Origin of the sequence: Bifidobacterium sp. SO1 (assembly GCF_018555335.1) — a bacterium.
Classification (GTDB): Bacteria; Actinomycetota; Actinomycetes; order Actinomycetales; family Bifidobacteriaceae; genus Bifidobacterium; species Bifidobacterium simiiventris.
This window is the reverse complement of the sequence record NZ_JAFEJR010000003.1, coordinates 18,419-31,403: the sequence shown is the minus strand read 5'-3', so window position 1 is coordinate 31,403 and position 12,985 is coordinate 18,419. Positions and strand designations below refer to the sequence as shown.

12 protein-coding genes are annotated in these 12,985 nt (G+C 60.6%); 7 read left to right on the top strand and 5 right to left on the bottom strand.

Annotated elements, in window-relative coordinates; all coding sequences use genetic code 11:
• The first annotated feature begins 22 nt into the window (after positions 1-22).
• Positions 23-1,093 (top strand): hypothetical protein, encoded by a 1,071-nt coding sequence (locus JS541_RS03810; protein ID WP_214373176.1) that lies wholly within the window; start codon positions 23-25, stop codon positions 1,091-1,093.
• A gap of 105 nt (positions 1,094-1,198) precedes the next feature.
• On the opposite strand, the gene JS541_RS14980 is transcribed toward JS541_RS03810, so the two are convergent.
• Complete coding sequence (locus JS541_RS14980) at positions 1,199-1,327, bottom strand: hypothetical protein (protein WP_274608037.1); 129 nt, start codon at positions 1,325-1,327, stop codon at positions 1,199-1,201.
• A 285-nt stretch (positions 1,328-1,612) separates the two neighbouring features.
• Positions 1,613-2,959, bottom strand: a complete 1,347-nt coding sequence (xylA, locus tag JS541_RS03805; protein WP_214373175.1) for a xylose isomerase — start codon at positions 2,957-2,959, stop codon at positions 1,613-1,615.
• Between the two features lie 283 nt (positions 2,960-3,242).
• On the opposite strand from xylA, the gene JS541_RS03800 reads away from it, so the two are divergent.
• The 5 genes from JS541_RS03800 (at position 3,243) to JS541_RS03780 (ending at position 7,350) form a co-directional block, all read left to right on the top strand.
• Positions 3,243-4,259: a G5 domain-containing protein gene (locus JS541_RS03800; protein WP_214373174.1), complete on the top strand. Its 1,017-nt coding sequence runs from the start codon at positions 3,243-3,245 to the stop codon at positions 4,257-4,259.
• Between the two features lie 240 nt (positions 4,260-4,499).
• On the top strand, positions 4,500-4,922 hold the full coding sequence (locus JS541_RS03795; protein ID WP_214373173.1) for a hypothetical protein: 423 nt from the start codon (positions 4,500-4,502) through the stop codon (positions 4,920-4,922).
• The gene (locus JS541_RS03790; RefSeq protein ID WP_214373172.1) at positions 4,912-5,112 is read left to right on the top strand and encodes a helix-turn-helix transcriptional regulator; all 201 of its coding nucleotides are present in this window, start codon (positions 4,912-4,914) and stop codon (positions 5,110-5,112) included. The genes JS541_RS03795 and JS541_RS03790 overlap by 11 nt, the downstream gene beginning before the upstream one ends.
• Positions 5,113-5,540: 428 nt before the next feature.
• Complete coding sequence (locus tag JS541_RS03785; protein ID WP_214373171.1) at positions 5,541-6,053, top strand: hypothetical protein; 513 nt, start codon at positions 5,541-5,543, stop codon at positions 6,051-6,053.
• A 178-nt stretch (positions 6,054-6,231) separates the two neighbouring features.
• A complete protein-coding gene (locus tag JS541_RS03780) occupies positions 6,232-7,350 on the top strand; it encodes an alpha/beta hydrolase (RefSeq protein WP_214373170.1) in 1,119 nt (372 codons plus the stop codon).
• Between the two features lie 94 nt (positions 7,351-7,444).
• Here the strand turns inward: JS541_RS03780 and JS541_RS03775 are convergent, their stop codons facing one another.
• Positions 7,445-8,944 carry an RNA-binding domain-containing protein gene (locus JS541_RS03775; protein ID WP_214373169.1) on the bottom strand — a complete coding sequence of 500 codons (1,500 nt, stop codon included), beginning with the start codon at positions 8,942-8,944 and terminating at the stop codon, positions 7,445-7,447.
• Between the two features lie 344 nt (positions 8,945-9,288).
• Here JS541_RS03775 and ettA point away from each other — a divergent pair, with 344 nt between their 5' ends.
• Complete coding sequence (gene ettA, locus JS541_RS03770; RefSeq protein WP_033495934.1) at positions 9,289-10,965, top strand: energy-dependent translational throttle protein EttA; 1,677 nt, start codon at positions 9,289-9,291, stop codon at positions 10,963-10,965.
• Between the two features lie 101 nt (positions 10,966-11,066).
• On the opposite strand, the gene map is transcribed toward ettA, so the two are convergent.
• A complete protein-coding gene (gene map, locus JS541_RS03765) occupies positions 11,067-11,849 on the bottom strand; it encodes a type I methionyl aminopeptidase (protein ID WP_214373168.1) in 783 nt (260 codons plus the stop codon).
• Positions 11,850-11,894: 45 nt separating this feature from the next.
• On the bottom strand, positions 11,895-12,764 hold the full coding sequence (locus tag JS541_RS03760) for an HdeD family acid-resistance protein (RefSeq protein WP_214373167.1): 870 nt from the start codon (positions 12,762-12,764) through the stop codon (positions 11,895-11,897).
• Positions 12,765-12,985 lie beyond the last annotated feature (221 nt).

Here is a 12,985-nt window from a genome sequence, read left to right as displayed (position 1 = left end):
CACTGCAAGGAGGTTGATTACGATGTCCGACGTTATTCTTGGCCCTACGAACCCGAATCATGAGGTCGCCGGCGCGCTGGCCGAGCCGGGCGTATATGAGATCATGTTCGATCCGCGCAATCGCAGGCCGCGGTCGAAACGCCAACGGTTGCTGATCGTTGCGGCGTTCGTGCTGGTCGCGTTGCTGATGGTCGCATCGTTGGCGCGGCTTACCGTGGCGACACCGCCGAAGCTGCGCATCACGCTGGTGGACGCCGGTCAGTACGGCAGCGCCATGACCGATCTTGCAAAGGATTTCACCGCCGCGGCCAAGTTGCGCGAGCGTGACGTGACGGTGACGACGCTGGACGGCACCGACAAGGACCGTCTGCACGAATCGTTGCGCAGACTGCGCCGCGACAACACCGCCGATCTGGTGATCGCGCCGGTTGCCACGTTCGATCGGCTGGCCGGCGACGACTATGTCGAACGGTTCGATGAGAACGATGTCAGCGCACTAATCGCCGCGCAATCGCCGAGCGGCGACACCTCCGGCGCAAACAGCCAGGCCCAGACAGGCGACGAAGTCACGCAGCCGGCAACCGTACTGCGCAAGACGTGGTACGAACTACCGATCGACGGCACGACCGGCCACGCGCCCGGAGTGGGCACTCTGCAGTGGACTTGTACGCAGCAAGCGGCAAACGGCGATGCGAATCGGTTCACGAGCACGACCTGCACGGCGGATGTCAGCGGATACACGGACGGCAACGGCAATGCTCTCGGCACCGAACGGCGAACGTATGCACCAGCATCGGTTGTTGCGATTCCCAACGATGCCGATGTGACGGCCACCGCACCGGACGGGTCAAAGACATGGACACAGACCGGTCCGATGACTATCCGCCAGACCGCCGTGTACGGGCTGCGCATGGACACGTCCGACCGCTGGACCGCGATGCTGCGCCGCACCGGAACGGCGGCGAACGGACGCACCGACTACGTGATGGGCATGGTCAGCACCGATCAGATACAGAGCGGAACCGATGCCGGCGGCCCGATCTACCGGTTCATCGGCTATCTCAAGTTCAGCGAATCCGCGGACTCCGACTGAACACATATACCAAAGCGCGTTGGGGGACGATCTTCCATCATCGGAAGACCGTCCCCCAACGCGCTTCTACAGCAAGTAAAAAAGGAAGACAACGCCCCGCGGCGCTCAGAGCTGGCCGTCGCGGCGCAGACGCGCACGCATCGCGATGCCGAGCAGGGAGAGGCTGAAGGCGGTAATCGCAGCGATGATCATGGTCTTGTCCTTTCTCGTGGATTCTGGACGATTACGAGACACGATAGTCCGCGGATGTTGCAAGACATCGTACGCAATCTCACGATGATGTTACGGAACCGTCCGAGAGGAGCAATGTCGGCGCTCATTGGCACCGGGATACCGGACGGCGAAGATGTGGTGGTTCCGGACGACGCTGTCCGGAAACGGTCAGGTATGTACGGATAGACGATCGCGGCCGAGCCGAGGAAGGAGCGGCCCGACCGCGGAACAATCGGGACGTCACCGGAACCAGACGGAACCGGCGGCGTCCCGATCAGTCATGCATCAGCGGATGCCGAGCGAGGATCAGGCCTCGGACAGCGCGTCGACGATGTAGTTGTTGATGGTCGCCTTGACGGACTCGAGGTGATCGGACTTGGTCGCGGCGATGAGCTCGGACTGCGGCTTGTCGATCGCGTACTCCTCGAGGGAAGCCAGGGTGGCGGTGCCGTTCTCGATGGTCGCGCCGATGCCGGAGTCGTAGGAGCTGTAACGCTCGGCCATGAGATCCTGGATGAAGCCGTCGCGGTTCATCTTGTCGGCGACCAGCAGGCCGGCCGCGTAGGTGTCCATGCCGGCGATGTGGGAGCGGAACAGGTCCTCCTCGTAGAAGGAGGTACGGCGCGGCTTGGCGTCGAAGTTCAGGCCACCGTGAGGTCCGATGGAGCCGGCCTGCAGGACTTCCCACATGACAGCGACAGTCTCGTACAGGTCGGTCGGGAACTCGTCCATATCCCAGCCGATGAGCTTGTCGCCCTGGTTGGCGTCGAGCGAGCCGAGGAAGCCGTTCTCGCGGGCGACGCGGATCTCGTGCTGGTAGGTGTGGCCGGCCAGGTTGGCGTGGTTGCCCTCGAGGTTGAGCTTGAAGACGTCGGTCAGGTCGTGGCTGCGCAGGAACTCGATGGCGGTGGCCGCATCGAAGTCGTACTGGTGCAGCGTCGGCTCCTTCGGCTTCGGCTCGATCAGGAACTGGGCGTCGAAGCCGATCTCCTTGGCGTAGTCGGCGCACATGTGGAAGAACTTGGCGATGTGGTCGGTCTCGCGCTTCATCTCGGTGTTCCACAGGTTCTCATAGCCTTCACGGCCGCCCCAGAACACGTAGTTCTCGGCGCCGAGGCGCTTGCCGATCTCGAGGCTCTTCTTGAGCTGGCCGCCGGCGTAGGCGTAGATATCGGCGAACGGGGAGGTGGCGGCGCCGGACACGAAGCGCGGGTTGGTGAACAGGGAGGAGGTGTTCCACAGCAGCTTGACGCCGGTGGCCTTCATGTTCTCCTCGATCTTGTCGACGACCTTGTCGAGGTTGGCGTTGGTCTCACGCAGGGTGTCGCCTTCCGGGGCGATGTCGCGGTCGTGGAAGCAGAAGTACTCGACGCCGAGCTTGGTGAACAGCTCGAAGGCGTAGTCGACCTTGGCGAGCGCCTGATCCATCGGATCGGTGTACTTGTAGTACGGACGGTGGGCGGTGCCGGTGCCGAACGGATCGACGAGCTCCTGGTTGAAGGTGTGCCACCAGGCGACGCCGAAGCGCAGCCAGTCCTTCATCTTCTTGCCGGCGACAACCTTGTCGGCATCGTAGTAGTGGAACGCGAGGCCCTCCTGCGGTCCCTTTTCGCGGCCGACGTACTCGATCTTGTCGATATCCCACAGACCCATGACGATCTCCTTAATAACTTCATTGTTCGGTTTCGCCAGCCGGACCGTACCGACCGCGCAACCGCTTGACGAGTATTAATTTAAATCATCGAACTATCTTTGTCAAATCAATGAACTTTCTGCGTGTCGCATGTGGACCGTTTTGACGAAACCGTTGCAAACTCAAGGAAAACCGTCACATCGTTCTCCGACGTCACATTGACGGTCTACACTAGGGCACAGTTTTGCCGTTCACCGCCGAAAGGCGAACGGCAACGTATTATCCGAACGTCAAGGAGCAATATTGGCCAATCACAGCAAGCACACGCCTACTCTGAAGTCCCTGAGCAAGCGCCAATGGGCGAAGCTGGGGGCCATTGTGGCGGCCGTGGGCATGTTGGCCGGCGCCGGCGTCGTTTCCCGCAATTTCTATGTGGCGGAGCATCACAGCACTGCATCGCAGCAGGTGACCTCCTACTCCGCGACCGATCCGAACGCACTTGAGGTCTCCCGCGGCCAGTCCCGTACCGCGCTCCGTGGCGCCGACGCCGACACCACGTATGTCACCGTGAAGGTCAACGGCCAGTCCCGCACCGTGCTCGGCACCGATTTCACCGATGTCAAGTCCGTCCTCGACGCGGGCGACATCACGCTCGAGCCGAACGACAAAGTCTCCCCCGCGCTGACCGACCCCGTGAGCGAATCCACGGTGATCACGATCGAGCGCGCCGGCACCCAGGTCGAAACGAAGGACGAGCCGATCGCGTTCAACGAAGTGCGCAAGGAAACCGCTGACCTGCCGAAGGGCACCGAGAAGGTGGAGACGGAAGGCCAGGAAGGCGTGATGGAGACCACGAGCCTGGTCACGCGTTCCGGAGACCAGATCATCTCCTCCAACGTGTTCACCTCGTATGTCAAGAAGGCCCCGGTCGACAAGGTGATCCTCGTCGGTACCGCGGAAAAGACTGAGACGTCCAACTCGACGGCGACCTCGAGCGACATCGGCACGACCACGCCGGTCGGTGACATGCAGCAGTGGGCGCATGACTATCTGCTGGCCAACGGCTATTCCGAGGCTGATTTCACCGCCACCGCCTACATCATCAACCACGAGTCCGGCTGGCGCGTCAACGCGACGAACGGCAGCTCGGGCGCGTACGGCCTCGCGCAGGCGCTGCCGGGCAGCAAGATGGCCTCCGCGGGCGCCGACTGGGCAACCAACTACCAGACGCAGCTCAAGTGGTTCTGGGGCTACTGCACCAGCCGATACGGTTCCATTCAGGGCGCGTACGCGTTCTGGACCGCGAACCACTGGTACTGATCCGGCATCACACCAACATCACGAGGGCGTCTTTCCGCATGACGGGGAGACGCCCTCGTCGTCTGTCCACCGTCCGCTCGCCCCATCCCATGCCCACGCCGCCCCCGCAACCGCGCCGCTCGTTCGCCGCCCTGCCCCCGGCACCCCGGCACAATGCCCGCATATGGGTTCAATCGCACGGCGCAGCCCCCTATTTCGTGCTAGGTTAGGAAATCACGCATTCATCCGACGGAGGTCGACATGACGTTCAATCGATACATCGCGTTTCGCATGATCACCGAGCTCATCGGCGCCATCGCATGCCTGACGCAGGTCTACCGCAACGACAACCTCAACGGCATCATCATCACCGGCGTGATCGCGCTGGTGTGGATCATCGGCGAGATCTGGACCGTGATGATCTTCAACCGCGACAACCCGCGCACGGATGAGCTCAGCGACATGCACCAATACTCCGCCTACCGGTTCGCGCTGCTGACACTGGTGATCGTGCTGACGATTATCGGGTTTGCGGGCATGCTGTACACGCTGATCACGCGCATACCGATCGAGGTCGGGCCGATGGTGCTACCGACGCTGGCCATGCTGGCGCTGGCCGTGGCCGACGCGCGCTATCTGTGGCTCGAACACGACGGGAACATTGGCGGTGACGATGAAGACTAATCTCAAGTTGCGCCGCATGGAACGCGGCATGAAGCAGTCCGAGCTGGCCGACATGGTGAACGTGCGCCGAGAGACAATCGGACGGCTGGAACAGGGACAGTACTGTCCGTCGCTGCGTCTGGCAATGGACATCGCGAAGATCTTCGACACCACGGTCGAGGATCTGTTCAGCTTCGACGACGAAGAGTAGGACGCGGCGAGTCTGATGCGCGTAGAGGCGAGACAGGCCCGCCTATCATTTCGTCATGTATCCGTGCGACCGTTCGGCATGAGCGGTCGCACAATCATGTGCGATGAATCGCACATCGTGCGGCAATGATGTCACATATTGTGCGGTTCGGGCGTGTCGCACCGAAAAAAATCACGATTTTACGTAGCGTTCATTAAGAAACGGCTTCATCCTGCCGATTCGGTCGATATTGACATTTTGTCGACGTGTGACATCGACATCACGCGATGTGACGGGGTTCGCACATGATGTGATCTCGTTGTCACTTACCCCCGAAGTGGGGTCTTGCGAAGATCGACGGGGGGAGTATAGTGCTTCTCAGACATCAGGAAAAGACATAAGTCCGGACTTGATGTCTGGACTGCAAACTGATTTGTGGAGGTTTTATTATGAAGAAGAAGATCGTGGCGCTCCTCGCCGCTATCGCCGCTGTGTTTGGTTTCGGCTTCGCTTCCAACGCCGCTCTGGCTGACGAGTACGGCCTGACTGGCTCCATCTCCGGCAACACCGTCACCCTGTCCGCTCCGGCTGGCACTTTCGCCCCGAACGAGACTCTGGAGATCACCGTGGATGACACCTACGTCTCCAACGTTACTTTCGCTGCGAACAAGACTTACACCGGCAAGGCTCACGCTGATGGTTCTGCTACCATCACCCTGACCCTGACTGACGCTGCTCTGGCCAAGGGCTACACTGCCACCTACACCGTCAAGGGCAAGGACTCCGGCAAGACCTACACCGCTTCTGTGACCGCTCCGGCCGCCAAGCAGCCTGTTGCCACCACCGAGACCCCGAAGACCGCTGACACCGGCGCTGCCGTTGCTCCGTACGCGGTTGCCGTTGCTCTGCTCGCTGCCGCTGGCGTGGCCGTCTTCGCTGTGCGCAAGACCAACGCTCGCTGAATTCATTCAGCTTAGGCTGATCTGAATTTCTCAAAGCCCCGGGATTCGTCCCGGGGCTTTTTTGTATCTTCAGCGGTCTTTCTCCTTCGCCATCTCAGACAAGCGACTACCGTCCTGTCATTCCTTCGAATCTCCCCCTATCATAGGAACCGATTCATTCCCGACACAGGAGACGACAATGGCGGTCATCACCAATCAATCCAGCAATGAAGCCGAACCAGAGACTTACGTTCCATCCGAACCGGTCTTTGATCCACAGCTCGCCGAGCGGTTCGCTTACTGGACCGAGATCGACGGCGATCTTGCCGACCTGTCCGCCGAACAAGCGCAACGTTTCCGCATGAACCGCTATCAGACCGCCCTGTTCGATCTGCCACGATCTGAATACTGGCACGATCCCGACAGCGTGGATGCGATCACTGACATCGCGTATCTGCCGGACGGCGGCACCGACCGTGCGGCCGGTCAGTGCCGCGGCCACCTGCTCGACATCTACCTGCCGCACGAGGCCACGGTGCGCGGCGGACACGCCACGCCCGTCTACATCGACATCCACGGCGGCGGGTTCACCTACGGGTACAAGGAGCTCAACCGCAACTTCAACACGCATCTGGCCTCACGCGGGTTCGCGGTGGTCTCGCTCAACTATCGCCCCGCCCCGCAGACCGATCTCAAGGGGCAGCTGGCCGATGTGCAGGCCGCGCTGCGCTGGCTGCGCACCCATCTGATCGAATATCCGGTCAATCCGGACGCGGTGTTTCTCACCGGCGATTCGGCTGGCGGCGCACTCGCCTTGCTGACGCTCGCCATCGAAAACAGTGCCGGTGCGGCGCATGCGTTCGGCATCGAACAGGCATCCGGTCTGCGGTTCTCGGGTGGCGCCCTGATATGCGGCGTGTATTCGCTGGCATCCCCCGCAGCAGCCGAGCGTACCGGCGGCATGTCCCGACTCGACTACGACCCGTCCAAACGATTCACGCTCGAGCAGATGCTTGGCGAGGAGTTCTTCGCTGGACTTGACTCCGCTGATCCGACGTATTTGACGGCTGAAGGCATCGTGAGCAGCGTCGATCTGCCGCCGCTGTTTATCCTCACGTCCAGCGACGATTTCCTCGAGGCAGACGCGCTGGCGCTGGCGACCGCAATGTCACGCAAGGGCGCCGATTTCGAACTGTCCGACCGCAAGGTCGGCCGTCATGAAACGCTCGGCCACGTCTACCCCATCGGCATGACCTGGCTCGACGAAAGCCAGCAAGCCCTCGACGCCATCGCCCGCTTCTCCTTCGACCGCTGCTGACACCGGGCCAAGTTAAGACCGATCATGCGTAATGCGGCCGGCCGGCTCCGTCATCACACGGCATCCCGCCGCACAGCCGGCCGCATCATATGGATCATCGGTCTTGCTTAACCGCAACATATCGCCGCCCTCGGGTCTTACCTTCGATCTTCAGCTGTCCGTTATCCACCAAACCCTGCAAGCGTTTGCGTATGGTCCGCGCATCCACGCCGGTATCCTTGACGATCTGCGGCACCGTCACCGATCCCACCGCATCAAGATGTTCACGAAGCGATTGGTATATTGCAAATTCGGGATATACCGCACCATACCGTGCCGCAGCAGCGAGATCATCCATCCCCTCACCTTTCACTGCATCAGCAGCGTGGTTTTCATCGGTAACGCCGGCGTAAGATTCATTCCGGCGCTCATCGGATGATTCGGATACGCGGGTCACCGGAATCATTGCGGTAAACACATCGCCATCCGAGAATTCCGGTTCCCGACCGGTATACAGCTCCGAAGCCTTCATCAGACTGCGAAGTCCGCTGCCGAGCTTTTCCGCGATACCGGTTTGGACGAATACGTCAGCGATGATCGGGTTCTTTGGCATCGGCGTGAATTCACCCAGCCGCATGCGTCCTTCGAAAAAGGATCGTGACGCGTTGATCGTACGAATCGAAGAGGAATCCATAATGATCCGCGCCACGATAGGGCTCGAATATTCCCGGTGCATGAGGCTGTTGGCAACCAGCTCACGGGATATGACCTCGCGCGGGCTGGTGCGCTTGTCACCGTCCAACGCAAAACGATCCGGCAGCTGTTTCCGCACGAATTCAGTCAACCGATCATAGGCATCGAATAGATTCGTACGAACCATCAGCCGATCATCGTAACGGTCGGTATCCTCTCGTCGAACGATCGCGTCGGTAACATATGCCGGGCAGATCGAGGAGATCACGTCATCCTTGCCCAACAACAATACGGCGGCAAGATTGAAACCCTCCTCACCGGTCGTATAATCGCGATCATACAGTTTGGCGCTACGGAACAGTTCCTCATCCGACATGGTTCCCCACGGATGGCCGGCACGCTGGGCAACCGCCATCTCACGCATCCTTGTAATGAGATCGGCCCGCAAATCAAACGGGGTGACGTATCGATAGATGCGTCGTTCGGAATAATAGTTCTGTTTGCGAATGTACATTTGACTGATCTGCATGTCGCCGTCGATGCGAACATCGGTATCCGCGACGCGATCGTACACCACGCCTTTGTATCGGACCACCGAAGAACCGGACGCAACCCATATTCGAATCACCACGCGATCGCCGTACAGAATGCGCTCGGTTTCCACTGTCGGCGCAGGGGCGAACAGTTTTCTGTTGCTGGTGACATTCGCCACGTTACGCTCTATTTCCACGGCTCGTTTGGCATCAATGCCCACGACGGAACCGTCGTCGTTCACCCCAAGATAGATATCGCCGCCCATGCGATTGGAGAATGAACACACCGTCTCAAACGTATCCGTATGAGGTACGTCACTGCATCGTTTGAACTCGACCGTCGACGACTCCCCACCACGCAGTATCTGTTCTAATTCGTCCTTAGTCATCGCATATCTCCAACCACCACTCGATATTATGACATCAATAATACAATTATTGATCAAATAAAACAATTACTCGCCATGCACTACCCACAATTACGCCGAAACGTACAAACAATGCCTCAATTCGGATATTATTCGTACATGTTATGCAAACATTGGAAAATACATGGCACACCCCGCCGAGTACCGCCATTCCAGCCCTTCCGATACCATGGTGGGCGGTGGTTTGGCACGGATTCGACCGCTATGCGGACAAACGCCACACGATGCGCCGCACGGGGCGGCCGACATGCACAAACCAAAGAAACGGCGGAATTCCAACCTTCATGTAAGGAGAAACTGCACAGATGGCAGAATTCATCTACCAGATGATCAAGGCACGCAAGGCGTTCGGCGAGCGCGTGATCCTTGACGACGTGACGCTGAGCTTCCTGCCCGGCGCGAAGATCGGCGTGGTCGGCCCGAACGGCATGGGCAAGTCGACACTCCTCAAGATCATGGCCGGCCTCGAGACCGTGTCGAACGGCGAAGCGTACCTGACTCCGGGCTTCACGGTCGGCATCCTGCAGCAGGAGCCGCCGCTGGACGACACGAAGACCGTGGGCGAGAACATCAAGATGGCGTTCGGCCCGATCGCCGAGAAGGTGGCCCGTTTCAACCAGATCGGCGAGGAAATGGCGAATCCGGACGCCGACTTCGACGCGCTGATGGACGAGATGGGCAAGCTGCAGACCGAGATCGACGCGGCGAACGGCTGGGATCTCGATTCGCAGCTTGATCAGGCGATGGACGCGCTGCAGTGCCCCGACCCGGACACGCCGGTGAAGGTGTGCTCCGGCGGCGAGCGCCGCCGTGTGGCCCTGTGCAAGCTGCTGCTCGAGGCCCCGGACCTGCTGCTGCTCGACGAGCCCACCAACCACCTCGACGCCGAGTCGATCCTGTGGCTGGAGAAGTTCCTGCACCAGTACAAGGGCGCGGTCATCGCCGTCACCCACGATCGTTACTTCATGGACAACGTGGCCGAGTGGATCTGCGAGGTCGACCGCGGCCACCTGTACCCGTACAAGGGCAACTACTCCACGTATCTGGAGACGAAAGCCAAGCGTATGGAGATCCAGGGCGCGAAGGACGCGAAGCTCGCCAAGCGCTTGAAGGACGAGCTCGACTGGGTGCGTTCCTCGCCGAAGGCCCGTCAGGCCAAGAACAAGGCCCGTCTGGAACGCTACGACCAGATGGAGCAGGAGGCTCGCAACAACAAGAAGCTCGACTTCTCCGAGATTCAGATTCCGGCCGGCCCGCGCCTGGGTTCGGTGGTGCTCGAGGCGAAGCACATCCACAAGGCGTTCGGCGACCGCGTGCTCATCGACGATCTGAGCTTCACGCTGCCGCGCAACGGCATCGTCGGCGTGATCGGCCCGAACGGTGTGGGCAAGTCCACGCTGTTCAAGACGATCGTCGGCTTGGAGCCGCTCACCAGCGGCGAGCTGAAGATCGGCGACACCGTGAAGATCAGCTACGTCGATCAGAATCGCGAGGGCCTCGACCCGAACAAGAACCTGTGGGAGGCGGTCTCCGGCGGTCTTGACTTCATCGACGTGGCGGGCACCGAGGTGCCGACCCGTGCCTATGTGGCCAGCTTCGGCTTCAAGGGTTCCGACCAGCAGAAGCTCACGGGCGTGCTCTCCGGCGGCGAGCGCAACCGTCTGAACCTCGCCCTGACCCTGAAGCAGGGCGGCAACCTGCTGCTGCTCGACGAGCCCACGAACGACTTGGACGTCGAGACACTGGAATCGCTGGAGAACGCGCTGCTCGGCTTCCCGGGCTGCGCCGTGGTCATCTCCCACGACCGTTGGTTCCTCGACCGCGTCGCCACGCATATCCTCGCGTGGGAGGGCGATGACGAGAACCCGGCCAAGTGGTACTGGTTCGAGGGCAACTTCCAGGCGTATCAGGAGAACCGCGTCGCCCGCCTCGGCGAGGACGCCGCCCGCCCGCACCGTCTGCACCGCAAGCTGACGCGCTAACGCCCGGTTCTCCCGTCACGCATGGGAATCGGATATGAATGTGCCCTTCACCTCCCATCCGGAAGGTGAAGGGCACATTCATATGCTCGCCTTCACTGATGTCACAGGTTCGTGCGATCGGTGAAGATGATCGGGCCGTCGTCGGTGATGGCGATGGTGTGCTCGCTATGCGCACCACGCGAACCGTCTTCGGAGCGTAGTGTCCATCCGTCCTTCGGATCCTGGTAGATCTCGTCGGTGGTCTTGAGGAACCACGGTTCGATCGCGATCACCAGGCCGGAACGCAGACGGTAGCCATGATGGGCCTTGCCATCGTTCGGCACATGCGGATCGCCGTGCATGATATGGCCGACGCCGTGGCCGCCGAACTCGAGGTTGATCGGGTAGCCGTACGTGCGCGCGACGTCTCCGATCGTGTTGGAGATGTCGCCGAGGCGGTTGCCCGGACGGGCCACGTCGATGGCCGCGGCGAGCGCCTCTTCAGTGCACTTGATGAGTCGCAGGTCCTCCGGATCCTTGTCCTTGCCGACCACGAAGCTGATCGCGGAGTCGGCCACCCAGCCGTCCACGCTGATCGCGAGGTCGAGGCTGAGCAAGTCACCGTCCTTGAGGCTGTAATCGTACGGCACGCCGTGCAGCACCGCGTCGTTGACGGACGTGCAGATGTAGTGCGCGAACGGGCCGGTGCCGAAGTCGGGCGCGTAATCGACGTAGCAGGATTCGGCGCCCTTGCGATCGACGATCTTCTTGTGGACGAACTCGTCGATCTCAAGCAGGTTGGTGCCGACCTTGGTAAATTCCTGCAGTTCCTTGAGGATGCCGCCGACGAAACGGCCGGCGGGCTTCATCTCTTCGATTTCCTTGGGTGTTTTCAGTTCGATCATGCCGCCCAGCCTACTCAGACCGCGCTACTTGCGGTTTCGTCCGCATTATTTGCGCGGCTTGCCAAAGGTGAACGCACGCACGATGGCGGAGACGCCCATGACGATCAACGCGCAGCCGCCGAAGATGATGAGGAACATCATCGAGCTGACCGGCGAGAACAGCAGCACGACGCCAGCGATAATCGAGATGATCGCATAGCACACCGCCCAGCCGGATTTCGGCAGTCGCCACGATTCGGCGAGCGCCATGACGCCTTCCATGATCCAGCCGAAACCGACGATCAGCGTCACGAAGATCGCAAGCGATGTGCCGGACAACGCCGCGTTCTTGAGCATGACCACGCCGCCGAACGCGAGCAGGATGCCGACGAGCACGTCGAGCACACGCCATCCGCCCGGCAGTCCGATGGTCACCAGGGCGCTGACGATACGGATCACGCCCGAGACGACGAAGTAAATGCCGAGCGCCACGGCGAAGACCGTCAGCGTCTTGCCCGGCCAGATGAGCAACGCGAGGCCGAGGATCACGGCCGCCGCGCCGACGATGCCGTACAGGCCACGCACCGCGTTTTTCGCCTGCTGCGGCAGCATCTCCTCGATCAGCTTGAACGCGTTGACCGGCTGCCAGCCGCCGGGTTGACCTTGCGCGCCAGGCTGGCCGCCATATGGTTGGTAGGCGAACGGTTGACCGTAGGGCTGACCGTTGGCGTAGGGATTGCCGCTCTGATTGTTGGGCTGATATTGTCCGCTCGGCTGGCCATTTGCACCGGAGCGATCGTTGCCGTTCGGCGCGCCGCCGTACGGATAATATTGTCCGCTCGATTGGCCTTGCGGCGCGTATGCACCATATTCCGGTTGACCGTTCGCATTGCCGTTATCGCCGCCGTGCTGCCCGTTCATGTTCGGATCGCTCATCGTGACTCCTTACCGTAGGATTGACTACCATCATCTTAGACATCATGTCTAATTCTCACCATCAGCATAATGCGACAAACTGTCTATTTAATCTACGGATACCCTCTCACCAAATTCTTTGCTCCCTCTGAAGGGGGAGCTGTCAGCAAAGCTGACTGAGGGGGGTGAAACACCTGACACACACAGACTCGACAATCGCCAGCCCCTCCCCGACCCCGCTT